This is a genomic window from Rhodococcus sp. B7740 (genome assembly GCF_000954115.1).
Taxonomy (GTDB): domain Bacteria; phylum Actinomycetota; class Actinomycetes; order Mycobacteriales; family Mycobacteriaceae; genus Rhodococcoides.
On the sequence record NZ_CP010797.1, the window covers coordinates 2525292 to 2551474 of the forward strand.

Below are 26183 nucleotides of genomic sequence, written 5' to 3' on the forward strand. Positions count from 1 at the left end.
CGCCCGGCGCAAACGAGAACGACGCGCGCGCGACTGGGCACGGGATTACTGTTGGTTCGTATGAGCGTCGATATCACCGGCACGGATGCCTGGCAGAAGCTGACCGAACACCATTCCGCGATCGCCGAAACTCATCTTCGGCAACTGTTCGCCGATGACGCCGACCGAGGCCGTACGTTCACCCTCGAGGCCGCGGATCTGCACATCGACTACAGCAAGCACCGCATCACTCGCGAGACCGTCGAGTTGCTCGTCGAACTGGCCCGCACCGCCGGTGTCGAAGGCAAGCGCGACGCCATGTTCGCGGGCGAGCACATCAATACTTCCGAGGACCGCGCCGTGCTGCACACTGCGTTGCGTCTGCCAGCCGACGCGTCGTTGACCGTCGACGGCCAGGATGTCGTCGCCGATGTACACGAAGTCCTCACGGCCATGGGCGAATTCACCGATCGAGTACGTTCGGGCGAATGGGTCGGTGCCACCGGCGAGAAGATCTCCACCGTCGTCAACATCGGCATCGGCGGATCCGACCTCGGACCGGTCATGGTCTACAACGCGCTCCGGCACTACGCCGACGCGGGCATTTCCGCGAAGTTCGTCTCCAACGTCGACCCCGCGGATCTCGTCGGTGCGCTCGACGGACTCGACCCCGCGTCGACGCTGTTCATCATCGCGTCCAAGACGTTCTCCACCCTCGAGACGCTGACCAACGCCACCGCGGCCCGGCGCTGGCTCGTCGACGCTCTCGGCGAGGACGCCGTCGCCAAGCATTTCGTCGCCGTGTCCACCAACGCCGAGCGGGTTGCGGACTTCGGCATCGACACCGCCAACATGTTCGGTTTCTGGGATTGGGTCGGCGGACGCTACTCCGTCGATTCGGCAATCGGGTTGTCGGTCATGGCCGTTGTGGGCAAGGAGGCGTTCGGCGAGTTCCTCGACGGCTTCCACCGCATCGACGAACACTTCCGGTTGACGCCGCTGGCCGAGAACGCGCCGGTTCTGCTCGGCCTCGTCGGCCTGTGGTACAGCTCCTTCTTCGGCGCGGAAACCCGTGCGGTGCTGCCGTATTCGAATGATCTCTCCCGTTTCGCGGCATACCTGCAGCAGCTGACCATGGAGTCCAACGGCAAGTCCGTCAAGGCCGACGGCTCCCCCGTCACCACGCCGACCGGCGAGATCTTCTGGGGCGAGCCGGGCACCAACGGCCAGCATGCCTTCTACCAATTGCTGCATCAGGGAACACGTTTGGTGCCCGCGGACTTCATCGGATTCGCCGAACCCACCGACGATCTGCCCACCCGCGACGGCACCGGATCGATGCACGATCTGCTGATGAGCAACTTCTTCGCGCAAACCAAGGTGCTCGCGTTCGGCAAGACCGCCGAGGAGATCGCCGCCGAGGACACCCCGGCAGATGTGGTGCCGCACAAGGTCATGCCCGGCAACCGCCCGTCCACCTCGATCCTGGCCCCCAAGCTCACGCCATCGGTGGTCGGTCAGTTGATCGCCCTGTACGAACACCAGGTCTTCGTCGAAGGCGTCATCTGGGGAGTCGATTCCTACGACCAGTGGGGCGTCGAACTGGGCAAGACCCAGGCCCTCGAACTGACGCCGGTCCTCACCGACGCCGAAGCCCCTGCCGCACAATCGGATTCATCTACCGATGCACTGGTGCGCTGGTACCGATCACTGCGGGGTCGTTCGGCCTGAGGGCCGTAGGCGGATCTACGGCCCCAGTAGGAATCCACGCACCCTGCAGGCGGTGCGGATTCCTGGACGGGCCGTAGATCGCGCTCAGCGGATCCAAACAGGTCAGCCGTGCGTCCAATCGAGCATGGACTTCGACCAACGTGGGCTCTTCACCCGTGCCGATGCACTCGCGTCGGGCTTCACCGATGACGACCTTCGACGGGCACGCGCACACAAGTCCATCGTTGCAATCCGCAGAGGCTGGTTCGTTCGAGAGGATGTTCTCGCGACACTGGACTCTGCGCAGCAGCATGCGCTCCTGGCTCAGGCGACCTATGTCGATTGCGGCGACGACGTCGTACTCAGTCATGCATCCGCGGCGGTGGTTCTCGGACTCGACGTGTGGAACTTACCGCTGGACACGGTGACGATGACCACGCGTCGCGGCCACTCGGGCAAGCGAAGTCGACGCCGGTTCCTTCACGGCACCGATCTACTCGACGACGAGTAGCTTCATCTCGACGGTATGCGGGTCACCCGCCCAGCGCGCACAGTCGTCGACGTCGCCAGGACTCATCCACTCGACGTTGCGGTGTGTCTCGGTGATCGGGCATTGCGGCACGGCCTCACCACGATCGACGAACTCGAGGAATCGTGCGATGCGGCGCAACACCGAAGCGGTGCTGGACGCGCTCGACGAGCTATCGGCGCGATGAGTGCACGCAGCGACAGTGTCGGCGAGAGTAGATCGCGACTGATCCTGCAGACAGTGTCGACTCCGCTGTCCAATCAGACGATCTTCGACGACGGCGGTCGACGCATCGCCCGTACCGACTTCCTGTTTCCCGACCTGGCCGAGGTGATCGCCGAGTTCGACGGGGAAAACAAGTACGGTCCGCAGCCACGGCAAGCAATCATCGCAGAGAAGAATCGCCACAACCGGCTCGCCGAGCAAGGCAGGACCGTCTTCAGATTCGACTGGCGGGACTTGTCGACTCCGCATGTCATCATCGACAGGCTCCATGCTGCCTATCGGCGTGCGTTGCTCCTCGGCCCGCCGAGTGGACGGTACGCCGAACTCCCCTTCCCGCGGCTACGGCGCTCGTAGGAATATGCGCACCCTACAGGCGGTGCGAATTCCCACGAGGGGCGTAAATCCCCAGCATCACACCCGAGCCAACACCGCCGTCGTATCGACTCCTGTCGGGAGGGTGCCGAAGGCGATGCCCCAGTCTCGGTCGAGTCGACTGGCGCAGAAGGCGTCGGCGACAGCGGAATCCCCGTGCATCACCAGTTGCGCGCCCTGAAAGGTCAGCGCCATCAGTTCGACGACTCGGCGGGCCCGGTATTCCATGTCGGAGGTGTCGGAGAGTTCTTTGCCGACGCGGGCGATGGCGTCGTCCAAGCGAGAATCCGCGCCCGCCGCCTGGCCGATCTCACCGAAGAACGCCTCGACACTGTCGGGTTGACGGGCTAGTGCCCGCAGGGAATCGAGTGCGGCGACGTTGCCCGATCCTTCCCAGATCGACATCAGCGGCGATTCACGGAACAGCCGAGGCATACCCGATTCCTCGACATAGCCGTTGCCACCGAGACATTCGAGGGCCTCGGCGGCGTGGGCCGGCGCTCGTTTGCACACCCAGTACTTGGTGACGGCCAACGCGATTCGGCGCAGTGCGCTCTCCTGCTCGTCGCCGCGGGCCGAACCGTCGGTGGCCTGAGCCAGGCGGATCATGGCGGCGGTGGCGGCCTCGGATTCGATGGTCAAGTCCGCCAGCACGTTTCGCATCAGCGGCTGATCGACCAGTGCAGCCCCGAACGCAGCCCGATGACGCGCGTGATGAACTGCGCGCACGGTGGCATTGCGAATTCCCGCCGCCGACCCGATGACGCAGTCCAACCTGGTCATGTTGACCATCTCGATGATGGTGCGGACGCCGCGCCCCTCTTCGCCGACGAGCCAGCCGGTGGCCCCGTGGTATTCGAGCTCCCCGGATGCGTTCGACTTGTTGCCCAGCTTGTCCTTCAAGCGCTGCAGCATCATTCGGTTGCGGGTGCCGTCGGGCAGTACGCGCGGCAGCATGAAGCACGAGAGCCCGCCGGGTGCCTGCGCGAGGGTGAGGAACATGTCCGACATCGGCGCGGAGGTGAACCACTTGTGGCCGACGATCGAGTACGTTCCGTCCGACGACGGGGTGGCCGTGGTGGTGTTCGCGCGAACGTCGGATCCGCCCTGCTTCTCGGTCATGGACATACCGGCGATCAGTCCACGTTTCTCCGACGGCACACGCAGACCGAAGTCGTATTCGCGCGAGGCCAACAACGGCTCGTACTGTGCAGCCAGAGAGGGGTTGTGCCGCAACGCCGGAACGACGGCGTAGGTCATCGAAATGGGGCACATGTGCCCGGCCTCGGCCTGGCCCCAGACGTAGAACTTGGCGGCACGGGCGACGTGTGCACCGACGCGGTCGTCGGTCCATGGGGTGGCGTGCAGTCCGTGCTCGACGGCAACGGTCATCAGATCGTGCCAGTGCGGGTGGAATTCGACCTCGTCGATACGTTGCCCGTAGCGATCGTGGGTTCTCAGCACCGGCGGGTTCTCGTTGGCGAGCCTGCCCCACTCCTGGGCTTGCACGCCACCGGCGAGCGCCCCGAGCCGGCCGACCTCGTCGAGTGCCCAGCCTGCGCCTGCCCTCGTCACGCCGTCGAGCAACGACGGGTCCGCGGAGGTGTCGTAGGGCGTCAGGTCGATGGCCTGGTTGAATACCTCATGCGTGTCCATCTCGAACTCCTAACGCGCGCAACGACAATGCGACGAGACTGGGTACTGGATCCACCGATTCGTGCGAGGACAACGGGCCGACCATCACTTCGCCGGCGGCACCGACCAGCGCTGCTGCCGAGATGGCCGCGTCCTGCTCGGGGATCTCTCCGGCGTCGATGCCCGCCACGATCGCGTCGGCGAAGGCGTCGGTGAACTTCTGCCGGAACACCAGACGCTCGGCGTCCACGGCCGGGTCGACCGGTTCGGCCAGCAGGGCGTACGCCATCGTCCGGTTCTTCAGGGCGCGTCCGGCGAATGTCTGCACCACTGCGGTCACTCGCTCGACGGCGCTGCCGTGTTCGCACGCGGTGACCACCGCGGCGACCTCCCGACTGCAGACCTCGCGAAAGATCGCGACCACCAGATCTGCTTTTCCCTCGAAATGGGTGTAGACGCTGCCCGAGGACACTCCTGCTGCCGCGGCGACCGAGGCCACCGACAGACCTGCATATCCCTGCGTCGAGAGGATCTCGATGGCGGCGGCGAACAGCTTGTCGCGACCGGCGTCGAGCCTGGCCTGCACTGCTGGGGTTCGTCGATACGGCACGCAAGGATTGAAGCACTGATTCATTGCTTCACGCAAGAGAACTCGAGTAACGTTCACTGACATGTCGGTACGGATCGAGCGATCAGGCCCCGTCACCACCATCGTCCTGTCACGCCCCGAGGCACGCAACGCCGTCGACGGCCCCACCGCCCAGGAGTTGATCCAGGCGTTCGAGGAGTTCGACGCCGACGAATCAGCCTCGGTGGCAGTGCTGTGGGGCGAGGGCGGCACGTTCTGCTCGGGAGCCGACCTGAAAGCACTGGGCACTCCACGCTCGAATCACGCCACCGAACACGGGGACGGCCCGATGGGCCCGACGCGAATGCGGTTGTCCAAGCCCGTCATCGCCGCCGTGTCGGGATACGCCGTCGCGGGCGGACTGGAACTCGCGCTGTGGTGCGACCTCCGCATCGCCGAGGACGACGCCACGTTCGGCGTCTTCTGCCGACGCTGGGGAGTTCCGTTGATCGACGGCGGCACAGTGCGATTGCCGCGCATCGTGGGCACGGGCCGAGCGATGGACATGATCCTCACCGGTCGCGCTGTCGACTCCGAGGAAGCGTTGAACATCGGTCTGATCACCAGAAGGGTTCCGGTGGGTCGAGCCCGGTCGGAAGCGGAGGCGTTGGCTGCTCAACTCGCCCTGCTGCCGCAGACGTGCATGCGAGAGGATCGACTGTCCCTGCTCGAACAGGACGGTCTCGACGAGGAGACCGCCTTGAGGAACGAATTCCGACACGGTGCCATCTCGATCAACGCCGACGCGCTCAGCGGCGCGAGCAGGTTCGCTTCGGGGGCGGGACGACACGGCACCGCGAGCCCGTGAAATCGACCCGCCTGTCGGTGATCGACGAGATCTTTCTCCGGACCCACCGCGGCTACGGAATTCCCATTGCACTCCAAGGTATCTGGCGCACCACCGAGACGGTGACCGCAGCAGAACTCGAGCGGATCCACGACGAGCTGGCCGTCGGGCAGCTCGGCCGTCGGGTCGGCAAGCCCCGCATACCCGGAGCACGGCTTCGATGGGACATCTCGTCCGCGACGCTTCCGCTCGTCTACGCCACCGACCCGGTCGACGACATCATCGGATGGGCCGATACGCAGGCAGACGTTCGACTCGACCCGCAGTACGGGCCCGGCTGGCGGTTGACGGCCGCGCCCGTTGCACACGGCGGCACCGTGCTGTCCCTGGTGTGTTCGCACGCGCTGGCCGATGCCAGGGAACTGATCGACTCTGCCGCTCGCGCCTTTTCCGGATCGGCACCCGCGCCTGCGCTGCATCCGGGCTCGGATGTGAAGGACGCGATCTCGATGATCGTCACCGTTGCCCTGCGATCCATCGCGGCGACGGCCAGATTGTGGGTCAGCAGGAAGGCCCGCGCCGAACTGCGGGCGTTCACCACCGGCGACCCCGGCGGTATCGCGCCACACCACGCGCACGGGATGCAGTCGGTGATCGTGGATATCGATGCTGCGGAATGGGATTCGACGGCGCGACGCGTCGGTGGATCGGCAAATTCGCTGTTCGTCTCCATCGTCGCCGCCACGATGAGCGAACTCGGGTCACCCGCGGTGACCGTCGACATTCCTTTTCGTACCGGGTCCGGTGATGCCAACGCCATCGGCATGGCCACCGTCGCCGTCCGTGGAGACGACTCGCCCGCGGCCATCCGAGCAGCGTGCAAGGCGGCGTTCGGCAAACCTGTCGGGGCCCCGGCAGGGTATCCACCCGAGATCGTCCAGCTGCTCCCCCACCGTCTCGCCGCGAAGCTGACGTCGACCCCGGGCCGCGGAGAAGTGTTGTGCTCGAACATCGGCGATATTCCCGACGGCCTCACCGCACTCGGCTCCCACCGATCGTGCGGACTCGCGACCCGCGCGATCCATCCGAACCCGTCGGGCGCGCTGTCGACGATCAGGATGTCGACCTACCTCTCCCGACTGGACGGCAACTACACACTCTCGCTCGTGTGCACCGACAACGCCCTGGCGGGATCGACCGCCGAGCTCACCGCGGCCGTACATCGAGCCCTGGCGACACGGAACCTGGCCGCCGAACCCTGGTAGGTCTAGCGTTGTCGCCATGAACGAGCACGATATCCACACCAAGATCCAGCAGCTCATTGCCACCGAGCACAAACTTCGCACCGAGACCCAGTCGGGCGATATCGACCCGGACACCGAGAAGGCTCAACTGGCATCCCTCGAGCACGCCCTCGACCAGTGCTGGGACCTGCTCCGCCAGCGCCGGGCGCGCATCGACGCAGGCCAGAACCCCGACACCGCAACCGCCAACAGCATCGACCAGGTCGAGGGGTACCTGCAGTAACCCCGGCCCTGGAGCTACACCAATCGATCCGTCAGCACATTCGGCAGGAACCTCAGCGCCGCGTCGATGCCCCGCCACTTGAGTCCGGGTAGCGCGGCGCGGCGGGTCTCGCTCTCGATGGCGTCGACCATCGCCGATACCCCCTCGTCCAGAGTGGCTGTGAGAGCGGCACTGTCGCCCGCATTGGCGGACATGTCGGTGGCGATGAACCCGGGTAGCAGGGTGGTGACGGTGATGTCGGTTCGCGACAGTTCCGTGGCCAACGATTCACCCAACGACGCCACTGCCGCTTTGCTGGCCGAGTAGGTCGCCTTGGCCCCCGGCAGTCCCCGGTCGGCGCTGATGGACGAGACGAACACCAGGTGCCCGCGTTTCTGCTCACGAAAGATCGACAGTGCGGCCTCGGCCTGCGACAGCGCTCCGATGAAGTTCGTGTGCGCGGTCTGCAGGTTGGCGTCGGCGCGGCCGGTTCCGATCTTCGCGCCCTTGCCGAGACCGGCATTGACGATCACTCGATCGAGGCCGCCCAATTCGTCACGCAGTTTTCCGAACACCTCACCCACCGCGTCGTGATCGGTGACGTCGAGTGCTCGGACCACCACGGTGATGTTCGGGTTGTGGTGCATCAGCTCCGCACGAAGGTCGTCCAGCCGCTCGACCCGCCGGGCGCAGAGCGCCAGATCCCGGCCCATGCCTGCGAACCGTCGCGCCATTTCCTCGCCGAGCCCCGAGCTCGCTCCGGTGATCAGAATCTTGTTCCGAGTGGTCGCCATAAGCGGCGAGCCTATGTCACTGTGGAGCAATGGCCTCAGAAAGCTCGGAATTCGATGTCATCGTCATCGGCGGTGGCCCGGTCGGCGAGAACGCCGCTCAGTACGCGATACAGGGCAGCGACCGCACGGTCGTGATCGTCGAGCACGAACTGCTCGGCGGCGAATGCTCGTACTGGGCGTGCATGCCGAGCAAGGCGCTGCTGCGCCCCAGCGAGGTTCTCGACACCGCACGAAACATGCCGGGGGTCAAGGAACTGGTCGGCGATCAGCCCCTCGATGCCGACGCCGTCCTGGCCCGACGCGAATCCTTCACCCACGGCCTCGACGATTCGTCGCAGATGACGTGGGCGGAGAAAGCAGGGATCTCCGTCGTGCGCGGTCACGGACGCCTGACCGGGGACAGAACGGTCGAGGTCGACGGGCGCACGCTCACCGCCCGGCACGCCGTCGTCCTCGCCACCGGAACCACTGCCTCGGTACCGAACACACCGGGCCTGCGCGATGCCCGGCCGTGGATCTCCCGCGATGCCACCAACATTCACGAGACCCCCGGCCACGTCGCCGTCATCGGCGGTGGCGTCGTCGCGACGGAAGCGGCCACCTGGTTGCTCTCGCTCGGAGCGAAGGTCACGATGATCGTGCGCGGCTCGTCGCTGCTCGCCGCTTCCGAACCGTTCGCAGGCGAACTCGTCGCGAACGCGCTGACAGCGCGAGGTGCCACCATCATGCTCGACGCCACCCTCGAGTCCGTGTCACGAGAGAACCCTGCCGACACCGGCATCGGTCGGATTCACGGTGGCCCGGTCGGTCTCGTCGTCGACGGCAGCGAGATCACGGTCGACGAAGTTCTCGTCGCCGCGGGACGTACTCCGGCGAGTGCGGACCTCGGGTTGTCGAGCCTCGGACTCGAGGAGGGGCGCTACATCGATGTCGACGATCACCTGAACGTTCCCGGCCACGAGTGGCTCTACGCGGTGGGCGACGTCAACGGACGAGCTCCGCTGACGCACATGGGCAAGTACCAGGGCCGGGTGGCCGGCGACGTCATCGCCGCCAGGGCCGAGGGAAAGCCCCTGGACAGCAAGAGATTCCGTGCGACCGCAGATCACGGTCGAATTCCCCAGGTGGTGTTCACGCCACTCGAGGTGGCCTCCGTCGGCCTGACCGAGGCCAAGGCCAGGGAGACGGGCATCGACGTCGAGATCATCGCGCTGGACATCGCCGTCGCGGGTTCGTCTCTGCAGCAGGACGATTACTCGGGACGGGCGCAGCTGGTGATCGACCGCGCCGCCGACACGATAGTGGGCGCAACCTTCGTCGGTCCGGGAGTCGCAGAGCTGGTCCACGCAGCCACTGTGGCTGTGGTCGGCAAGGTTTCGATCGACGACCTGTGGCATGCGGTGCCGTCGTATCCGACGGTCAGCGAAATCTGGCTCAGACTCCTCGAGGCTCGCAGAACAGCCGATCACTGACGCATGTAGGCCGCGGCGATTCCCTCGTAGGTCTTCGGGTCCGCTTTCCTGATGCGCAGAGCCACCAGGACACCGAGGATCGCGGCGAGTATCAACACCACGGGTATCGCGTTGACGACCGCAGAATCGGAACCGGTGAGAACGCTGTAATGCGTTCCGGCGAGGATCAATCCGGTCATGAAACCGACGAAGCCGATGCCGGGGGCGACAGCGGTGCGCCACACGGAACGGTCGGGGTGGCCGATGAAGAACACCACCACCGACAGCGCTGCGGCGGCCTGCAGGGCGATCACCCCCAGAGTTCCGAGGCCGATGGCCCCGGCGGCGTAGATCAGGTACGGGTCGGCACCGGTCACCGCGAACACCGCCAGCGCCACGGCAGCCACCAGTGAGGCGGTGATGCTGCCGATGTGCGGGCTCGAGTGATGCGGGTGAATTCGGCCCAACCGCGCCGGAAGTACGTGCTCACGCCCGAGGGCGAACAGATATCGGCTCGCTGCGTTGTGTACGGCGAGATACGACGCGAGCACGCTGGTGCACAACAATACTGCCGTACCGTCGTACAGCACCGTTCCTCCGTACTGCTGCGCCAGCGTGAACAGAAGATTGCCCAGTTCGCTCTGCGCCAGCACCGGCGCATCGAGCCCGCCCGCGGCCCCGACGATGATCCAACTCGTCAGCACGTAGAACACCGCGATGAGCGACACCGCGATGAACGTCGCGCGTGGGATGCTGCGTCTGGGGTCCTTGGTTTCCTCTCCGTAGAGGGCGGCCGACTCGAAACCGATGAAACTCGAGAAGGCGAACATCATCGCTATCCCCAGCGATCCGGAAAACACCTGCGTGGGACTGAACGATTCCAGTGGTATCGCCGCGGTTCCCTTCTCACCCACCACCAGGACGTTGAACACCGTCAGAAAAGCGAATTCGAGAACCATCAGCGTTCCCAACACCTTCGCGGAAAGATCGGCATTCCTGAAACCCAGGAAAGCGACAATCACGACAGCGACCGCCGTGAAGACGTACCACGGAATGTCGATACCGGAATCGGCGAACACCAGGTGAGTGAAATAGCCGAACGCACCCGAAAGTCCACATGCGAGCGAGGTATACGCGACAACTGCGACATACGCGGCAGCAACTCCCGGCGGCTTCCCCAGTGCGAGACCGATGTAGGTATAGAAGGCTCCGGTGCTGTACACCTGCTGACTGATCGCCGCGAAACCCACCGAGAAGCACAGCAGCACAACGGCACTGATCGCGTAGGCCGCAGGCAGACCGGCACCGTTGCCGCGTATGAGGGCCAGCGGCACGTTGCCGATCATGGCCGCCATCGGGGCCGCCGCAGCAACCACGAGAAATACCACTCGGCCGGTGGTGAGAGTACGTCGATCGGACATCGTTCGGACGCTACTCGTCCGAAGTGCACAATGCTGACATGGAATACGAACGTGGATTCGACAGACTCGTCAACTTCAGCGACGCCGTGGTCGCGATTGCCGCGACACTGCTCATTCTGCCGTTGGTGGAACTGGCCGAACCGGACGAAAGCGCACAATTCGTCGATATTCTGCGTGACCACGGTGTCGAGCTGTTCGCATTCGTACTCAGCTTTCTGGTCATCTTCTCGCAGTGGCTGAGCCATCATCGCGTGTTCCGTGCCCTGGTCGGCTACACCAAGGGTTTGATATGGGTGAACTTCGTCTGGTTGCTCTCGATCGTGTTCCTGCCGTTCCCCACCAAGTTGATCGCCGAGAAGAGCGGGTACGACGCCAGTGCGGCACCGTTGTACGTCGCGACCATCGCGGTGTCGGTCGTCTCGATGTTCACGGCCGACGTGATCGTCTCCCGGCATCCGAACATCGTCGCCGACGACGCACCGCGTCACGGCGGCGTACGCAACGGCGCGATCACCTCGGTTCTCATCCTGGCCGCTCTGGGACTGACGTTCACACCGCTGGGCCTGTGGTCGCTACTCCTCCTGTTCCTGACAGCGCCGATCAACCGCCTCCTCGGCCGTGTCTGACGAGTAGATTGGTCGGGTGAGTACCGAGAGCGCGTCGAAGCAGCAACCGCTTCTCGTGCTGGGCAAGATCACCGAGATTCTCGACGCCTTCTCGTTCGACCGCCCCTCGATGACGCTCGGTGAGATCCAACAGACCACCGGCCTGCCCACCTCGACGGTGCAGCGTCTCGTCACCAACCTTGTGCAGCAAGGATTTCTGGACCGGGGCGGCGATCGGATCCGTATCGGAGTGCGGATGGCCTACTGGGCAGCGACGGCGACCAAGGACCTCGACGTGCTCTCGGTCGTCAACCCCGTGCTCAAGGACCTGCGCGATCTGACGACCGAGACCGCGTGTTTCTTTCGGCCGGAACAGAACTACCGCGTGTGCGTCGCCATCGCCGAGACCCGCCACGCCTTGCGCCGGGACATGTACGTCGGCAAGGTGATCCCGCTCAGCGCGGGATCGGCCAGCCGCGTCCTGCTGGCCTGGGACGACGACCTGGCCGAGCGTGTCCTGTCCCGTGAACTCGAATCGATGACCGAGCAGACGGTGACCGAAGCCGAGACGATGCGAACCCTGTTGGCGCAGACCAGAGCCGACGGTTATGCGATCACCACCGGCGAGCGCGAGACCGGCGCGTCGGGACTGTCCGCACCGGTGTTCGATTCGGCCGCGGACATCGTCGGTGCCGTCACCATCAGCGGACCGACACTGCGCATGCCGCAGTCGCAGTGCGAGGACTGGGTGGATCTGCTGATCTCTCACGCCGAGCAGATCACGAGGACCCTCGGCGGCCGCTACCCTGCGTGAGACCAGGCGTCGGGATTCACCGGATGCGCAGGCATCGAACCGCCGACCATCGCAGCTGCGTTGGTGGCGCACAGCCGGGCCATCTCCGAACGCACCGACACCGTCGCGCTCCCCACATGTGGGAGCAATACCGTGTTGGGCAGATCGGCCAGGCCGGGTTCGAGGGCCGGCTCGCGCTCGTAGACGTCCAATCCTGCTGCGGCAACGGTCCCCTCGCGGAGCGCGGTCACCAGAGCGGCCTCGTCGATCACCGGTCCTCGCGCGGTGTTGATCACGATCGCCGACGGCTTCATCGCCCCGAGCACTGCGGCGTCCACCAGATGGTGGGTGGAGTCCGACAGCGGAACGTGCAGGGACAGAAAATCGCTGGTCGTGACGATCTCGTCCCACGACGCATGCTCGACGCGACCCGCGAACTCACCGAGCTCGTCGTCGGAGACCTCTCGATCACCGGGCGGGCGCGGACAGAACTTCACCGTCATGCCGAACCCCAGTGCCCGGCGAGCGGTGGCGCGGGCAATGCGGCCGAAGCCGGCCAGTCCCAGTACTCGATCCGAGACATCGCTGCCGAGAAGCAGTTCCGGCTCCCACCCGGTGAACGAGCCGGAACGGACGAATGCATCGGCCTCCACGGCGCGGCGAGCAGTGGACAGTATCAACAGCATCGCGATGTCGGCGGTCGAGTTCGTCAGAACCCCTGGGGTGTTGGCGACGGTGATCCCGCGCTGCGTCGCGGCGGCGATGTCGATGTTGTCGAATCCGACGGCGTAGTTGGAGATCCCGACGATCGACGCCGTCTCCAGCAACTCCGCATCGAACCGATCACGTAACTGGGACACGACGACCGAGTATTCACCGGAGGAGCAGGCGGCGACGAGTTTCTCGTGATCGACCGCCCTCAGGTCCACGTCCCCCGCCGCCCGCAGAATGTCCATCCCCGGTGCCGGGATCTCGGTGGTGACGAGGATGCGGCTCATGCGACCCACTCGAAGGCGCGCGCCTCGGACCGGACACCCTGAACGGCCTTCGATCGCATGGGCTCGTCCAGCTCGGCGAGCAGCCCCTCCGAGAGAGACGCCATGGACGCCAGCGTCGCCGGCTCGAACCAGTCCGGCCGCGTTGCGAAGAGAATGTCCTCCGACGAGGTGTTGCCGCTGGCCCCAGGAGCGAAGGGGCATCCGCCCAGTCCGCCCAGTGAACCGTCGACCATCGTCGCACCGGCCGAGATCGCCGCGAGGGTGTTCGCGACGCCCAGGCCCCAGGTGTCGTGTCCGTGGAACACCACTCTGCGGTCGGGGGTTTCCTCGCGGACCCGCGAGATCAGCGACTGCACCTGTACCGGTACCGCCTGCCCGAGGGTGTCACAGATGACGATATCCGTTGCACCGGTTGCTCGTTCGTCGTTGGCGATCTCGATGACCCGGTCCGCCGGCACCTGCCCCTCGAAGGGGCAGGTGAAGGAGGTCGCGATGCAGAGCTCTATCTTACCGCCGACCGATCGAGTGATGTCGACGGCGTCGGGCATCGCAGCCAGGGACACCTCGGTGGTACGGCCGATGTTGGCCTGATTGTGCGAGTCCGAGGCGGAGAAGCAGTACTGGAAGTTGCGGGCTCCGGCGGCAGCGGCCTTTTCGATGTGACGTGGAGTGGCGACCCACACCCAGCATCGAGCGAGTTCGGCGGCGGTGAGCTCACCGATCACCTCGAGCGTGTTGGCCATCGGCGGCACCTTGTCACCCCGAGCCATCGAGCCGATCTCGAGCGAGGGCACGCCGAGTTCGATGAGCGCTCTGATGATCTCGAGCTTTCGTTCGGTGGCGAGCATCTTGCCGGTGAGCTGCAGACCGTCGCGCATCGTGACGTCGCGAAGCTCTGCGGCGGGAGCGAATCGGTACATCTAGAGGCTCATCTCTTCGTCGGTGCGGCCGAGCAGAGTCGACAGTACTTCCCTGGTGTGTTCGCCCAGATCCGGTCCGACCGAACGAATCGGCAGGGACGCGTCACCGATCACCGGGACGACGCCGACGAATCCGACGTCGGTGGGCTCGTCGCCTCCGGTGTCGACCGAGAAGTGCTGAATCATGTTGCGGGCGGCGTACTGTTTGTCGGCGACGATGTCCGCCGCGGTGTAGATCGGACCCGACGGCACCCCGGCGGCGTCGAGAATCTTCAACGCCTGCTCGCGCGAGTGCAACCCGGTCCACGCCGAGATCGCGGCGTCCAACTCGTCGCGTCGACGCCACCGACCGGCGTTGGACGCCAGGTCCGGGTCGGCTCCCAGATCGGGACGATCGATGGTCTCCATGTAGCGCTGGAAGATCGCATCGCCGTTGCCGGCGATGATGATCGAGTGTCCGTCGTTGCACGGGTACGCGTTCGAGGGTGCGATGCCTTCCATTCGGCCGCCCGTGCGCTCGCGTTCGACACCGTAGGCGAGGTAGTCCGGAATCAGCGATTCCATCATCGACAGAATCGATTCGTTCAGCGCCACATCGATGGAACGCTGTGCCAGCGACAGCGGAGACTGCCCGTCGGAGGCCTGCGCCGCGCGCTGGGTCTGCCGTTGGAACAGGGCCATGACGCATCCGAACGCCGCGTACAGCCCGGCGATGGAGTCCCCGATCGAGACCCCGACCCGGACGGGTGGCCGATCCGGGTCACCCACGAGATTGCGAAAGCCGCCGTACGCCTCTGCGACAGCGGCGAATCCGGGTCGCTGCGACATGGGGCCCGTCTGGCCGAAGGCCGAGATGCGCGTAATGATCAATTCGGGGTTGGCCGCGCTGAGCACTTCCGGCGAGATACCCCATTTCTCCAGCGTGCCGGGCCGGAAGTTCTCGAGCACGATGTCGCATTTCGCTGCGAGGTCGACGACGTCCTTGCGGCCCTGTTCGGTACGCAGGTCCAGCACGATCGATTTCTTGTTGCGGTTGATCGTGCGATAGAGCATCGACGTTGTGCCGGAGTAGAGCCGCCAGTTGCGTAGTTCGTCGCCGGTTCCCGGCCGTTCGACCTTGATGACCTCGGCACCGAAATCGGCGAGCATGCGCGCCGCAGTAGGGGCGGCTATGTAGTTGCCGAGTTCGAGAACTCGAACTCCGCTGAGCGGCAGTGCCATCGTGTTCCTTTCGATACTCCCGGAATCAGGGTTCATGGAATCTGGGCTCACAGGATCCAGCTCATCGGCACGATCAACGCGATGGCGATGACCGATGCCACCGAGACGCCCACCGAGCACGTCTTGAGTGTGCCTCGGGTCGACTGGCCCATCAAGGACTGCAGGAGCCAGAAGGTGTTGCTGGTGACGTGGACGGCGAACAACGATCCGGCACCGGCGGCGAGTGCGATGAACACCGGGTCGAGACCGATCAGCGGAGCGACCGGGGCGAGAATGCCGGCCGAGGTGATGGCGGAGATCGTCACCGATCCCACGGCGATGTGCAATGCGGCCGCGATGACCCACACCATCAACAATGGAGCGGCCGTGCTCGCCGTGAAGTACTGGCCGAGGATGTCGCCGAGACCCGCCTCGTTGATGACGGCCGCGAGCGATCCGCCGACGCCGGTGAGGATCAGTATCTGACCGCTCTCGGCGAAGCCACGGGCGAGAGCCTTCTCCACCCGAGCCTGTCCGACGTGGTAGCGACCGATGAGGCACGTTTCCACCAAGCCGATGAGCAGCGCGATGACCGGGCTGGCAATGAACTCGACGACGGGAATCGAGATCTCGGCGACTTCGAGTACGGCTCCGATGGCAATGAGGACGAGAGCGAGCAGCAGCGGCGAGAGCAACACCAGCAGCGACGTCTGCTTCTCGGTGCGCACCTTCTGGGCTACGCCACCTCCGGTTTCGAGAGGCTCGTCGTCGGAATCGGCAGGCTCCGGGACCACAGGCTCTGGGACCACGACGATCTGCTGCTCGTCCTTCTCCTCGTTCCACCATCCGTGCCGAAAGACGAACGACATGACGGCCACCGACAGCACGACGACCGGAACGATCAGGATCAGTCCGTAGATCATCATCTTGCCCAGCGGCACGCCGAGCAGTCCGGCCAGTGCGAGCGTCGCGACACCGGGGACCATGAACACGATGCCGCATTCGAGCGCGATCGCCAGCGCCGTGGCCATCCGCGCTGTGCCGTACTTGCCGATCTTCGGGGCGAGGTTGCGGGCGAGCGGAGCGGAGATCACGAGCAGCACGTCGAGGAAGATGGACTGCAGCAGAGTCGCGATGGTCAGCGAGAGTGCGTACGGCAGCCGCTTGGGTCCGAAGGTTCGCAGCAACGTGCCGACGAGTCGCTGGATCGCGTTCATCTCCTGCAGTACCGAACCCATCAGCACGCCGAAGGCGATGAGCAGGCCCACCTCGGCCATGATCTCGCCGAAGCCGCCAGTGATGGTGTCGACGGTGGTGCCGACTCCGAGCTTCGTCGCCAGTCCCAGGTACGCGGCACCGAGCACCAGCGAGATCACCGGGTTGAAGTGAAAACGAACGATGAAGACCACCACCGCCAGGACGGCGACGACGGTGTTGATCACGATCCACATATCGGACATCGGCAATTCTTCCCGCTGAATGAGAGTGACCGCTGCCATCGCATGCGGCTCGGTGTGATCCATCACACCAATACCCACATTATGGGCACAGATTTACTTCGTGAGCAAGAGCCTGGGCAGCACGGAAACACGAAGGTCCGCCGAGAGCCAGGTCAGATCGGCTGAGCGCGCCTGATCGAGAGCGCGGCCCGAGAGGGATCGAGTTCGACGGGCGAGCGGACCAGCAGTTCCCCGACCCGCAGGATGCCGTCGGACAGCGGCTCTACCCGCAGTCCGCCGCGACCGATCAGCGCCTTACGTGCACCGTCCACCACCATCCGGTCCATCCACGCGCACGGATGGGCCGGCCGGCCACCACGGAACCGAATCCAGCCGTCACCGGAATCGAGCTCGAATTCCAGCCCTCGCAACGGGTCGAGCTCCAGCCCGCGTACGACGACGTTTCGCCTGGCCACGGACGGATCGGGCACATCGACCCCGAGTACGTCGCCGACGGCCTCCCAGGCCTCGACGGCCAGAAAGCTCACCGCCGCCTCGGTGTGTGCCTTCACGCCGAAGAACCGATCTCCACGAATGCCTTTGTGCGCCACGATCTCGACGCTGGTCGGCAGGTCCGTCGCCGACTCGGCCGGGCCGTCCTTGGATCTACCGAAGTAGGCGTGCGTGGGCGAGCGCAGCAACTGCACGATCTCGGCGCGATACTCGAAAAGCATGCCCTCGAGTCTGCCCGGTACCGATCTCCATCCGTTCTTACCCGCGGGTAAGAACTGATCAGTACACTCGCGACATGGCTGTGACGACACGCGTGACCACCTCCGACGGCATCATCGAGGGCAAGCCGGTGGGCGACCTGACCACCTGGCGCGGCATCCCGTACGCCGCCCCGCCCGTCGGACCGCTTCGTTTCCGAGCGCCGCAACCGACCCAACCGTGGTCGGGCGTGCGCGACGCCACCGAATGGGGCAACGCCTCCATTCAGCACAAGCGCGGCACGATGCTCGCCGTCGGCAAGTACCAGCCGTCGAGCGAGGACTGCCTGACGCTCAACGTGTTGGCCCCGAGCGCACCGAGCAAGAACCCGCGCCCGGTCATGGTGTTCATCCACGGTGGTGCCTACACGCTCGGCACCTCGGCGACCCCGCTGTACGGCGGCGGCTCGCTGGTGCGCCGCTCACTGAAGGACGGCGACGGCATCATCTACGTCTCGGTCAACTACCGACTCGGCGCACTGGGCTACCTGGACATGTCCCAGTTCTCCACTCCCGAGCGGCCGTTCGACTCCAACCTGGGCCTGCGGGATCAGGTCGCAGCGCTGGAATGGGTGCAGCGCAACATCGCGAACTTCGGCGGCGATCCGAACAACGTCACCATCTTCGGCGAATCCGCGGGCGGCAATGCGGTCACCACACTCATGACGGTTCCCGCTGCGAAAGGCCTTTTCGCACAGGCCATTTCCGAGAGCTCTGCTCCCGGCATGACGGCCACCAAGGAGCGTGCCGATCAATGGGCACGCGAGTACGTGGGCTACCTGGGCGGCACCGCGGAGAACGCGGCCGAGACCCTGGAGAACGCCGAGGTACTACGGCTCGGGCGGGCCGGCACCAAGCTTGGCCTGACCACCCTGCACCGCACTCCCGGACTGCTTCCGTTCGGACCCGTGATCGACGGCGACTTCCTGCCGGTCAGCCCGGTGGAGGCCTACGCGAAGGGCACCGCGCACCGCGTCCCGCTGATCATCGGCACCAATGCCCGTGAGGGAACACTGTTTCCGAAGTTCCTCGACGCACTGCCCACCAACCCCGAACGCATCGGCAAGCTGTTCTCGCTCACCGATCCCGACGCCGAGGCCGTGGTCACCGCAGGCTATCGCGGCTACCCCAGTGAGCGGTCCGCCATCGACTTCGGCGGCGACTTCACCTTCTGGAAGCCGTCTCTCGAAGTGGCCGAAGGACATTCGCGTCACGCACCCACGTACTTCTACCGCTTCGATTTCGCTCCGCGATCGATGAAGGTGCTCGGCCTCGACGCCACCCACGGATTCGAGTTGTTCGCCGTGTTCGGCATCAACGAGACCCTCTTCGGCAAGGCGCTCACACTCACGGGTGGACGAAAGGCCTTCGCCGAGGTCACCGAGCAGGTGCAGTCGAACTGGATTGCGTTCGCCACCAACGGAAAACCATTGGACACGTGGCCGGCGTACGACGAGGACTCGCGTCGGACATTGATCTTCGACACCCGCACCCGGGTACAGAAGGACCCACGGAGCGACCGGCGCAAGGCATGGGAAGGCTACCGGGGCTACGACAGCCAGAAGCTCGAACCCGTCACTTGAGCAGTCGCGACATGCGACGGTCGGCGAGAATCTTGCCGGCCGTCTGGCACGTCGCGCAGTACTGAAAAGAACGATCGACGTAGGCGACTTCACGTACCGGGTCGCCGCACACCGGGCACGGAAGTCCGGTTCTGGCGTGTACACGCATCCCCGATCGCTTCTCCCCCTTCAGACGCGCCGCATCCTGCCCGGCCGAGCGGGTCACCGCGTCGGACAGAACCGATCGCATCGCCGCGTAGAGCGTCGCGACGGATTCGGGATCGAGCTTGCTCGACGACGCGAAGGGCGAGAGCTTCGCCACGTGCAGTATCTCGTCCGAGTAGGCATTGCCGATGCCTGCCAACAGCGACTGATCCACCAACGAGGTCTTCAGTCGTGCGGTAGTGCCTGCGAGGATCTCGGCGAATTCGAGCTCGGTGGCCGTCAGCGCGTCCGGACCGAGCCGGGCAATGCTCGCAACCTGTTGCGGGTCGCGCACCACCCACACCGCCAGCCGCTTCTTGGTACCCGCCTCGGTGAGATCGATGGCGGGCGTCGCTCCCTCGGGGGTGAAGAAATGGATCCGCAGCGCCAAGGGTCCTTTGCCCGGCTTCGGCGGTGCGACGCTGGGATTGTCCACCCACCGCAACCATCCCCCGCGAGAGAGATGGGTGATCAGCCAGAGGTCACCGGCGCGGAGCGCCAAATGCTTCCCGAAACGGGCGGCATCGGTGACGTCCTTGCCCTGCAGCTCGGTGAACGGCGGATCGAACGTCTTGAGAACGCTCAGTGCAGCGATGTCGATGCGACCGATCACCGCACCGACGGCATGCTCGCGCAGAAAGCCGGCAAGGGCTTCCACCTCGGGTAATTCCGGCATGTACTCAGTATGCAGCTACGATGACCGTCGTGATGGTTCCGACTCCGTACGAAGATCTGCTGCGCCACATCCTCGATACCGGGACGGCGAAATCCGACCGAACCGGAACCGGCACCACCAGCGTGTTCGGGCATCAGATGCGCTTCGACCTGGCCGCGGGCTTCCCGCTGATCACCACCAAGAAGGTCCATCTCAAATCCATCGTCTACGAGTTGCTGTGGTTCCTGCGTGGGGATTCGAACGCCACGTGGTTGCAGGAACACGGTGTGAGCATCTGGGACGAGTGGGCTGCTCCCGACGGCGAGCTCGGCCCCGTCTACGGAGTGCAGTGGCGATCGTGGCCCACCCCGTCGGGCGAGCACATCGACCAGATCAGCCAGGTCATCGAGACCTTGAAGACCGACCCGGATTCGCGGCGGATGATCGTCTCGGCCTGGAACGTCGGCGAGATCCCGCGAATGGCGCTGCCGCCGTGCCACGCGTTCTTCCAGTTCTACGTGGCCGACGGCAAGCTCTCGTGCCAGCTGTATCAGCGCAGTGCGGACATGTTCCTCGGAGTGCCGTTCAACATCGCGAGCTATGCGCTGCTCACGCACATGGTGGCGGCGCAGACCGGTCTCGAGGTCGGCGAGTTCGTCTGGACCGGCGGCGATTGCCACATCTACGACAACCACCGCGATCAGGTCACCGAGCAGCTCTCGCGCGAGGCATACCCCTACCCCACTCTGAAACTGGCGCAACGGGATTCGATCTTCGACTACACCTACGAGGACATCGAGATCGTGGGCTACCGGCACCACCCGGCGATCAAGGCCCCGGTAGCGGTGTGAGTGCTCCGTTCGTCGGCTCGATCTGGGCGCAGAGCACCACGGGAACCATCGGGGACGGGGGCGGTATCCCCTGGCACATTCCCGAGGACCTGGCACACTTTCGCGCCGTGACGGGCGGTCATGCCGTCGTCATGGGCCGCAAGACGTGGGATTCACTTCCCGCGAAGTTCCGGCCGCTGCCCGGGCGTCGGAACATCGTCGTCACGCGCAATGCATCGTGGTCGGCAGAGGGCGCGGAGGTGGCACACAGCGTCGCCGACGCGATCGCGCTCGCCGACGCCGACCCGGTGTGGGTCATCGGGGGCGGCGAAATCTATCGCAGTGCAATGGATATCGCGACCCACCTGGAGGTGACCGAGGTCGATCTCGACGTCGTGGGCGATACGAGTGCTCCGGAGATTCCCGACGGCTGGGTCGCCAGGGTGGGCGACTGGCAGAGCAGCCGGGTCGACGGCACCCGATTCCGCTGGGTCGAGTACGGAAAGCCTACCCAACCTTCCTGAGCGCGTTCAGGATTCCCCCGTCGCGACTGCGAGTGGTGCGTCATACTGACGATCATGGACAAGAAGTCACTCACCGCCCTTGCCCGCCAACAGCTCAAGCTTGCAGTCGGCGCGTCGAGTGGCCGCAGTTCGCAGACGGTCTACGGCGGTCACCGACGCCACCTACGGCAGACGGTCGTGGCGCTGGCCGCCGGTAACAAACTGGCCGAACACGACCTGTCCGGCGAGTCGACCGTCCTGGTGCTCAGCGGCAAGCTGGAACTGATCTCCGGTGAACGCTCCTGGAAGGGTTCGACCGGCGACCTTCTCGTCATCCCCGACGCCCGCCACAGCGTTGAGGCCCTCGAAGACGTGAGCTTTCTGCTGACCGTCGCTATGTAGGGGACTTCCGCACGACCAGCACCGGGCAGTCCGCGGTGTTGACGAGCGCGAAACTCGTGGAGCCCAACAGCATTCCACCGAATCCACCGCGCCCCCGATTGCCCACCACGATCAACGCTCCGGTTTCGGACAGTCCGCTCAGAATCCTCACCGGACGGTCCTGAGCGACGATGCGCTGCACCTCGACGTCCGGGAACCTCTCCTGCCAGCCGGCGAGGCTCTCCGCCAGCAGAGCCTCCTCACCGTCGGCGATGGCCTGCCAGTCCTTGGGTGCACGGCCGAACGACTGGGTCAGATCGACATCCGACCACACGTGCACCGCGATCAGCACGGCTCCGCGGGCCGATGCTTCGACGAACGCCCACTCGACCGCAGCCTGGTTGACCTCCGAGCCGTCGATACCGACGACGACCGGCCCCTCGGCGACCGGCCGACCGTCGATGTCACGGCCTCGCACCACCGCGACAGGAGAGACGCTGTGAGCAGCCAACGAGAGTGTGACAGCACCGGTTTCGCTCGCCCCGATCACCAGGAGCTCGGCCTGAGCAGAGACCCCGATGAGAACGTCCATCACACCGCCCTCGACGGCACTCGAGGTCACCTCGAACGCCGGATCGTCGACCACCAGTGCCGCCAGAGTTTCCGCCGCCACCAATCTGGATTTGGCCGTGGCCACGAATTCGGTTGCTTCTCCGGCGAATTCGCTCAGGTCGACCACACCCGGCATGTCCACGGCCGTCACGATGTGCAATCGCCGATCGCGTCGGTGAGCACAGAGCGCCGCCCAGATCACGGCCTTGTCCGCTGCAGCGGATCCATCGATGCCGACGATGATCGGTCGAGAGCCTGTCACGTTTCGGGCCTCCGGTCGTTGCGCGAGAACCGGGGCCTCGGGCGTATGACGAATAGGAGTTCAGGCTAGTCGATGGACCCCGCCGAAGCGCCTCTTCGATTCGAATCGAATCGAAGAGGCGCCGGTCCCACGGACCCCCCGGGGTATGTGGTGTCAGCTGGCGCGCAATGCGTTTGCGTACTCTCGGCTTCGCGTGCGGCTGAGCTCGACAGCGGTGTCCTGCGCGTCGAGATGATCGAGATAGTCGGCCAGTTGGTCGCGACTGCGGGCTCCTGCACCGAGGTCGGTGCGCTCGAAGATGCGCCACTGTGCCAGCAAGGGACGCAGGACCTCGTCGAGGTGGCGGCGTAGATCGTAGATTCCGTCACGCGAGATGAGCATCGCACTGCGCGCGAACCCCGGCAGGTTGCTGCCCGGCAGTTGGAAGTTCATGACGACCTCGGTGATCGCGGTGACGGTGAGCGACGGCGCAACCTCGAGCGCTGCGGAGACCAGGTCGGAAAAGAAGCGGACGTGTAGGTCCTGGTCGGCGACGATGCGTCCGAGCAGGCGATCGGCCACCGGATCGTGGCACTGCGCGACGGTGTTGCGGTGGCACATGCTCGCGACCGACTCGTCCAGGGCGACCTGAGCGAGCGACCGAAGCAGGTGTGCTCCGTTCATCGGGGCGTCGAAACCCACCGTCATGCACTGCGCTCGGGCGCGACCGAGGGCGATCGGATCGACGCTGCGGGTGGCGACCAGGTAGTCGGTGACCGCCACTGCATGCCTGGTTCGTTCTTCGCTCCATACGGTGAGCCACGACGGCCAGGCCCCGATCTCGGAGGCGGCGGTGTCGCGCCGGTACAGCGGAATGTTCTGCTCGACAAGCAGAGTGGTCACCAATGCCGCTTTGGCGGCCTCGGTCAGGCTGGAGGGACGCGAACCCCAGTACATCTCGGCCCGAACGAAGTCGGCCGGTTCCCACTGCACGGCTTCGGCGCGATGACGAACGAGATTCGCCTCGATGCTCGGCAGCAGTTCTCGCAGAACCGCGAACTGCCCGATGTCACTGCGCATACCCACCCCTTCGCCGCCCGCACACCCACTCCGACGGAGATCAACGTAGATGCGCGGCCCGTCCGTCGGGACGGCTTGGCGATTGTTTAGGGCAAGTCGCAAGCGCCCACGGCACGCGCTCGAGATAGGTCACAACGAGTTTTGCCGAAATGGTGGATCACGCGTTGATAACAACCTATGATCGATCCTGTTAGAGGCCCGGAAACAAACTTGAAGTACGAAAACGCCGCGGTTTCGTCGGGGATTGCATACATTGAGCCGTGGAAGCGCATCGATACGCGTGAGTGAGTTTGCTTTCTCGAGACCTGAAGAATCCAACACGAAGGGTTGATCTGTGACCGTTCACAACTCGACTAGCCTCGGAATCATGGTCGCGGGTCAGCCTGCGTCGGCTCCTCTTCGCGACTTCCGCGCGGTGGCTCGGCTCCTCGTGGGGCACTTCGCCGCCAACACCCCCTGCGGGTCGTTGCCGGGCGAACAGCTTCACGGCGACGTCACCGAATTCACCGTCAAGTGCATCAGTATCGCCGTGCAGATGCTCGACGAAAGACGTGCTCCGGCGGAGTCCGACCTGGCCGAACTCCGCGCCAAGGCCAGTCAGTGGGCGCGGGAGGGTGTGCCCCTCGAGTCCGTCCTCAGCGTCTACCATGAGGGCATCCAGATCGGCTGGAATCTCGTGTCCAAGCGGGCAGGTGAAGGCGACGCCGCCCAACTGATCGAGGCCGCGCGGATGTTCGTGCTGCTGTCGGAGAAGGTATCTATCGCGGCCAGCAAGAGCTACGTCGAGGAGCTCCAATCGGTGGCCAGTGAGCATCACACGGCAGCGCACACCCTGGTGACCTCGCTGCTCAGCGGCCACAATGCGGTGTCGATGGCCCGTCAGTCCGGCATCGAGCTCGCCGACAGTTACCTCGTGCTCGCCATCTCGGTGCCGCCGCACCCCGACGAGAACGACCCCAATATCCAGAAGACCGTCGCCGCCCGTCGAAAGCTGCGCCGCGTTCAGGCCGAACTGGCCACGATCTGCGGTCGCACCCCCCTGTCTCTGCTGAGCACCGAAGGCGGCACCGTGCTGATCCCGGGTGTTCACGACGAAGAGTGGGTCGAGGCCCTGGTGCACCGCATCGGTACCGCCGCCGAGGTTCCCGTCACCGTCACCGCCGAGCAGGCCGCTACCGCCGACATCCCCACCGCAGCCGATCAGGTCCACGAACTGCTGTCGTTGGCGCACCAGCTGCACCGTCCGTCCGGGCTGTACCGCATGGACGACCTGGTGCTCGAATACCAGCTCACGCGACCGGGACCCGGCCGTCGCCACCTGACCCAGATCCTCGAGCCACTCGACTCGTCGCCGGAGCTGCTCGAGACCCTCGAGATCCACATCTCCCACGATCTGAACCGTCAGCGGTCCGCACGCCAGCTCCACCTGCACACCAACACCGTCGATTACCGCCTCAAGCGGATCGCCCAGCTCACCGGGTTCGACCCGACCCGTCCCTCGGGTATCCGACACCTGCAGGCCGCTCTGGTGGCCCGACGCCTCGAATCCTCGCGCGGCGCAGCGTGATCTGAGAACTCCGACCGGTTTCTCGACCCGACGGCAGGTAGCGTCGGAAGTATTCGAGGAGCAGGGGATTGTTGGATGACGAAGTTGAAGCTCGAGCTGTCCGGTGTGGTCAAGGAGTACCCCACCGGCGAGCAACCGGTACGCGCGTTGGACGGTATCGATCTCACGATCGAGGGTGGCCAGTTCGTCTCGCTCGTCGCGCCGTCCGGTGCCGGCAAGTCGACGCTGCTGCACATGCTCGGCGCACTCGACACGCCCACGTCGGGTTCCATCCGGTTCGACGACGTCGAGGTCACCACCCTCGACGACAATGCTCAATCCGATTTCCGACGCCACCAGGTGGGGTTCGTCTTCCAATTCTTCAACCTGCTGCCGACCATGTCCGCATGGGAGAACGTCGCCGTTCCCAAGCTGCTCGACGGCACCCCCATCAAGAAGGCCAAGTCCGACGCGATGCGTCTGCTCGACATGGTCGGACTCTCCAACCGATCCGAGCACCGTCCGGCGCAGTTGTCGGGCGGTCAGATCCAGCGCATCGCGATCGCACGGGCATTGATGATGGATCCGGCACTGCTGATCGCCGACGAACCGACCGGCAATCTCGACTCGAAGACCTCCCACAACGTCCTGGAGATTCTTGCCGAGGTGGCGCACGCCAGTGACGGGCGTCGAGCGGTGGTGATGGCGACCCACGACCTCGAGGCGGCACGGTCCACCGATCGCATCGTCAGCATGATCGACGGTCGCGTCGAGACCGACACTCCCACGGCCGGCCTCGATCGGTGA

Annotated in this window: 27 protein-coding genes; 15 read left to right on the top strand and 12 right to left on the bottom strand. The window is 65.1% G+C overall.

Annotation, left to right across the window (positions count from 1 at the left end):
* Positions 1–60 precede the first annotated feature (60 nt).
* From pgi to NY08_RS25150, 3 genes are all read left to right on the top strand, one after another.
* Complete coding sequence (gene pgi, locus NY08_RS11580; protein WP_045200239.1) at positions 61–1710, top strand: glucose-6-phosphate isomerase; 1650 nt, start codon at positions 61–63, stop codon at positions 1708–1710.
* A gap of 124 nt (positions 1711–1834) precedes the next feature.
* Positions 1835–2200: a type IV toxin-antitoxin system AbiEi family antitoxin domain-containing protein gene (locus tag NY08_RS25140; protein ID WP_052683776.1), complete on the top strand. Its 366-nt coding sequence runs from the start codon at positions 1835–1837 to the stop codon at positions 2198–2200.
* Positions 2201–2215: 15 nt separating this feature from the next.
* Entirely contained in the window at positions 2216–2797 is a 582-nt protein-coding gene (locus NY08_RS25150) for a hypothetical protein (protein WP_158462534.1), read from the top strand.
* A gap of 57 nt (positions 2798–2854) precedes the next feature.
* On the opposite strand, the gene NY08_RS11590 is transcribed toward NY08_RS25150, so the two are convergent.
* Both NY08_RS11590 and NY08_RS11595 read right to left on the bottom strand, forming a co-directional pair.
* Positions 2855–4471 carry an acyl-CoA dehydrogenase family protein gene (locus NY08_RS11590; protein WP_045196486.1) on the bottom strand — a complete coding sequence of 539 codons (1617 nt, stop codon included), beginning with the start codon at positions 4469–4471 and terminating at the stop codon, positions 2855–2857.
* On the bottom strand, positions 4458–5060 hold the full coding sequence (locus NY08_RS11595; protein WP_045200240.1) for a TetR/AcrR family transcriptional regulator: 603 nt from the start codon (positions 5058–5060) through the stop codon (positions 4458–4460). Before NY08_RS11595 ends, NY08_RS11590 begins: the two co-directional genes overlap by 14 nt.
* A 61-nt stretch (positions 5061–5121) precedes the next feature.
* Between NY08_RS11595 and NY08_RS11600 the strand changes: the two genes are divergently transcribed.
* From NY08_RS11600 to NY08_RS11610, 3 genes are read left to right on the top strand one after another with little or no spacing between them, the layout of a single operon-like run.
* Positions 5122–5886 (top strand): crotonase/enoyl-CoA hydratase family protein, encoded by a 765-nt coding sequence (locus NY08_RS11600; protein WP_032395775.1) that lies wholly within the window; start codon positions 5122–5124, stop codon positions 5884–5886.
* Positions 5883–7130 carry a hypothetical protein gene (locus NY08_RS11605; protein WP_045196489.1) on the top strand — a complete coding sequence of 416 codons (1248 nt, stop codon included), beginning with the start codon at positions 5883–5885 and terminating at the stop codon, positions 7128–7130. The genes NY08_RS11600 and NY08_RS11605 overlap by 4 nt, the downstream gene beginning before the upstream one ends.
* A gap of 16 nt (positions 7131–7146) precedes the next feature.
* Complete coding sequence (locus tag NY08_RS11610; protein WP_032395777.1) at positions 7147–7392, top strand: DUF2630 family protein; 246 nt, start codon at positions 7147–7149, stop codon at positions 7390–7392.
* A gap of 14 nt (positions 7393–7406) precedes the next feature.
* On the opposite strand, the gene NY08_RS11615 is transcribed toward NY08_RS11610, so the two are convergent.
* A complete protein-coding gene (locus tag NY08_RS11615; protein ID WP_032395778.1) occupies positions 7407–8165 on the bottom strand; it encodes an SDR family oxidoreductase in 759 nt (252 codons plus the stop codon).
* Between the two features lie 29 nt (positions 8166–8194).
* Between NY08_RS11615 and NY08_RS11620 the strand changes: the two genes are divergently transcribed.
* Entirely contained in the window at positions 8195–9637 is a 1443-nt protein-coding gene (locus NY08_RS11620; protein WP_045196491.1) for a dihydrolipoyl dehydrogenase family protein, read from the top strand.
* Here NY08_RS11620 and NY08_RS11625 read toward each other — a convergent pair.
* Complete coding sequence (locus NY08_RS11625; protein WP_045196493.1) at positions 9631–11037, bottom strand: APC family permease; 1407 nt, start codon at positions 11035–11037, stop codon at positions 9631–9633. The two genes, NY08_RS11620 and NY08_RS11625, sit on opposite strands and share 7 nt — an antisense overlap.
* Before the next feature lie 38 nt (positions 11038–11075).
* Between NY08_RS11625 and NY08_RS11630 the strand changes: the two genes are divergently transcribed.
* Together NY08_RS11630 and NY08_RS11635 are read left to right on the top strand one after the other, a co-directional pair.
* Complete coding sequence (locus NY08_RS11630) at positions 11076–11663, top strand: TMEM175 family protein (protein WP_045196495.1); 588 nt, start codon at positions 11076–11078, stop codon at positions 11661–11663.
* A gap of 16 nt (positions 11664–11679) precedes the next feature.
* Entirely contained in the window at positions 11680–12456 is a 777-nt protein-coding gene (locus NY08_RS11635; RefSeq protein WP_045196497.1) for an IclR family transcriptional regulator, read from the top strand.
* Here NY08_RS11635 and NY08_RS11640 read toward each other — a convergent pair.
* From NY08_RS11640 to NY08_RS11660, 5 genes are all read right to left on the bottom strand, one after another.
* Positions 12444–13433 (bottom strand): 2-hydroxyacid dehydrogenase, encoded by a 990-nt coding sequence (locus NY08_RS11640; RefSeq protein ID WP_045196500.1) that lies wholly within the window; start codon positions 13431–13433, stop codon positions 12444–12446. The genes NY08_RS11635 and NY08_RS11640 overlap by 13 nt on opposite strands.
* Positions 13430–14353 (bottom strand): hydroxymethylglutaryl-CoA lyase, encoded by a 924-nt coding sequence (locus NY08_RS11645; RefSeq protein ID WP_045196502.1) that lies wholly within the window; start codon positions 14351–14353, stop codon positions 13430–13432. Before NY08_RS11645 ends, NY08_RS11640 begins: the two co-directional genes overlap by 4 nt.
* Entirely contained in the window at positions 14354–15574 is a 1221-nt protein-coding gene (locus NY08_RS11650; protein WP_235387180.1) for a CaiB/BaiF CoA transferase family protein, read from the bottom strand.
* A gap of 47 nt (positions 15575–15621) precedes the next feature.
* Complete coding sequence (locus tag NY08_RS11655) at positions 15622–17013, bottom strand: GntP family permease (protein WP_045200241.1); 1392 nt, start codon at positions 17011–17013, stop codon at positions 15622–15624.
* A gap of 152 nt (positions 17014–17165) precedes the next feature.
* Positions 17166–17726: a molybdenum cofactor biosysynthesis protein gene (locus tag NY08_RS11660; RefSeq protein WP_045196505.1), complete on the bottom strand. Its 561-nt coding sequence runs from the start codon at positions 17724–17726 to the stop codon at positions 17166–17168.
* A gap of 74 nt (positions 17727–17800) precedes the next feature.
* Here NY08_RS11660 and NY08_RS11665 point away from each other — a divergent pair, with 74 nt between their 5' ends.
* Positions 17801–19345 (top strand): carboxylesterase/lipase family protein, encoded by a 1545-nt coding sequence (locus NY08_RS11665; protein WP_045196507.1) that lies wholly within the window; start codon positions 17801–17803, stop codon positions 19343–19345.
* On the opposite strand, the gene NY08_RS11670 is transcribed toward NY08_RS11665, so the two are convergent.
* Positions 19338–20204: a DNA-formamidopyrimidine glycosylase family protein gene (locus tag NY08_RS11670; RefSeq protein ID WP_045196509.1), complete on the bottom strand. Its 867-nt coding sequence runs from the start codon at positions 20202–20204 to the stop codon at positions 19338–19340. The two genes, NY08_RS11665 and NY08_RS11670, sit on opposite strands and share 8 nt — an antisense overlap.
* Before the next feature lie 29 nt (positions 20205–20233).
* Between NY08_RS11670 and NY08_RS11675 the strand changes: the two genes are divergently transcribed.
* Genes NY08_RS11675 through NY08_RS11685 form a run of 3 tightly spaced genes read left to right on the top strand, consistent with a single transcriptional unit; the run spans position 20234 to position 21918 of the window.
* Positions 20234–21034, top strand: a complete 801-nt coding sequence (locus tag NY08_RS11675; RefSeq protein WP_045200242.1) for a thymidylate synthase — start codon at positions 20234–20236, stop codon at positions 21032–21034.
* Complete coding sequence (locus tag NY08_RS11680; RefSeq protein WP_045196511.1) at positions 21031–21537, top strand: dihydrofolate reductase; 507 nt, start codon at positions 21031–21033, stop codon at positions 21535–21537. The genes NY08_RS11675 and NY08_RS11680 overlap by 4 nt, the downstream gene beginning before the upstream one ends.
* Positions 21538–21591: 54 nt before the next feature.
* Positions 21592–21918 (top strand): cupin domain-containing protein, encoded by a 327-nt coding sequence (locus tag NY08_RS11685; RefSeq protein WP_032395790.1) that lies wholly within the window; start codon positions 21592–21594, stop codon positions 21916–21918.
* On the opposite strand, the gene NY08_RS11690 is transcribed toward NY08_RS11685, so the two are convergent.
* Positions 21911–22771 carry a universal stress protein gene (locus NY08_RS11690; RefSeq protein ID WP_045196513.1) on the bottom strand — a complete coding sequence of 287 codons (861 nt, stop codon included), beginning with the start codon at positions 22769–22771 and terminating at the stop codon, positions 21911–21913. The two genes, NY08_RS11685 and NY08_RS11690, sit on opposite strands and share 8 nt — an antisense overlap.
* A 153-nt stretch (positions 22772–22924) precedes the next feature.
* Complete coding sequence (locus NY08_RS11695; protein WP_045196515.1) at positions 22925–23830, bottom strand: acyl-ACP desaturase; 906 nt, start codon at positions 23828–23830, stop codon at positions 22925–22927.
* A 334-nt stretch (positions 23831–24164) separates the two neighbouring features.
* Between NY08_RS11695 and NY08_RS11700 the strand changes: the two genes are divergently transcribed.
* The gene (locus NY08_RS11700) at positions 24165–25397 is read left to right on the top strand and encodes a PucR family transcriptional regulator (protein WP_032395793.1); all 1233 of its coding nucleotides are present in this window, start codon (positions 24165–24167) and stop codon (positions 25395–25397) included.
* A gap of 84 nt (positions 25398–25481) precedes the next feature.
* Positions 25482–26183, top strand: coding sequence for an ABC transporter ATP-binding protein (locus tag NY08_RS11705; protein ID WP_032396254.1), 702 nt, complete (start codon positions 25482–25484; stop codon positions 26181–26183).

What these genes read in the sequence shown, in the direction of transcription:
- NY08_RS25150 (WP_158462534.1), top strand. Translation starts at nt 2,216, where the DNA reads ATGCGGGTCACCCGCCCAGCGCGCACAGTCGTCGACGTCGCCAGGACT.
- NY08_RS11640 (WP_045196500.1), bottom strand. Translation starts at nt 13,433, where the DNA reads ATGAGCCGCATCCTCGTCACCACCGAGATCCCGGCACCGGGGATGGAC.
- NY08_RS11695 (WP_045196515.1), bottom strand. Translation starts at nt 23,830, where the DNA reads ATGCGCAGTGACATCGGGCAGTTCGCGGTTCTGCGAGAACTGCTGCCG.
- NY08_RS11655 (WP_045200241.1), bottom strand. Translation starts at nt 17,013, where the DNA reads ATGTCCGATATGTGGATCGTGATCAACACCGTCGTCGCCGTCCTGGCG.
- NY08_RS11620 (WP_045196491.1), top strand. Translation starts at nt 8,195, where the DNA reads ATGGCCTCAGAAAGCTCGGAATTCGATGTCATCGTCATCGGCGGTGGC.
- NY08_RS11625 (WP_045196493.1), bottom strand. Translation starts at nt 11,037, where the DNA reads ATGTCCGATCGACGTACTCTCACCACCGGCCGAGTGGTATTTCTCGTG.
- NY08_RS11685 (WP_032395790.1), top strand. Translation starts at nt 21,592, where the DNA reads ATGGACAAGAAGTCACTCACCGCCCTTGCCCGCCAACAGCTCAAGCTT.
- NY08_RS11590 (WP_045196486.1), bottom strand. Translation starts at nt 4,471, where the DNA reads ATGGACACGCATGAGGTATTCAACCAGGCCATCGACCTGACGCCCTAC.
- NY08_RS11650 (WP_235387180.1), bottom strand. Translation starts at nt 15,574, where the DNA reads ATGGCACTGCCGCTCAGCGGAGTTCGAGTTCTCGAACTCGGCAACTAC.
- NY08_RS11630 (WP_045196495.1), top strand. Translation starts at nt 11,076, where the DNA reads ATGGAATACGAACGTGGATTCGACAGACTCGTCAACTTCAGCGACGCC.
- NY08_RS11610 (WP_032395777.1), top strand. Translation starts at nt 7,147, where the DNA reads ATGAACGAGCACGATATCCACACCAAGATCCAGCAGCTCATTGCCACC.
- NY08_RS11670 (WP_045196509.1), bottom strand. Translation starts at nt 20,204, where the DNA reads ATGCCGGAATTACCCGAGGTGGAAGCCCTTGCCGGCTTTCTGCGCGAG.
- NY08_RS11645 (WP_045196502.1), bottom strand. Translation starts at nt 14,353, where the DNA reads ATGTACCGATTCGCTCCCGCCGCAGAGCTTCGCGACGTCACGATGCGC.
- NY08_RS11665 (WP_045196507.1), top strand. Translation starts at nt 17,801, where the DNA reads ATGGCTGTGACGACACGCGTGACCACCTCCGACGGCATCATCGAGGGC.
- NY08_RS11600 (WP_032395775.1), top strand. Translation starts at nt 5,122, where the DNA reads ATGTCGGTACGGATCGAGCGATCAGGCCCCGTCACCACCATCGTCCTG.
- NY08_RS11615 (WP_032395778.1), bottom strand. Translation starts at nt 8,165, where the DNA reads ATGGCGACCACTCGGAACAAGATTCTGATCACCGGAGCGAGCTCGGGG.
- NY08_RS11660 (WP_045196505.1), bottom strand. Translation starts at nt 17,726, where the DNA reads ATGCTTTTCGAGTATCGCGCCGAGATCGTGCAGTTGCTGCGCTCGCCC.
- NY08_RS25140 (WP_052683776.1), top strand. Translation starts at nt 1,835, where the DNA reads ATGGACTTCGACCAACGTGGGCTCTTCACCCGTGCCGATGCACTCGCG.
- pgi (WP_045200239.1), top strand. Translation starts at nt 61, where the DNA reads ATGAGCGTCGATATCACCGGCACGGATGCCTGGCAGAAGCTGACCGAA.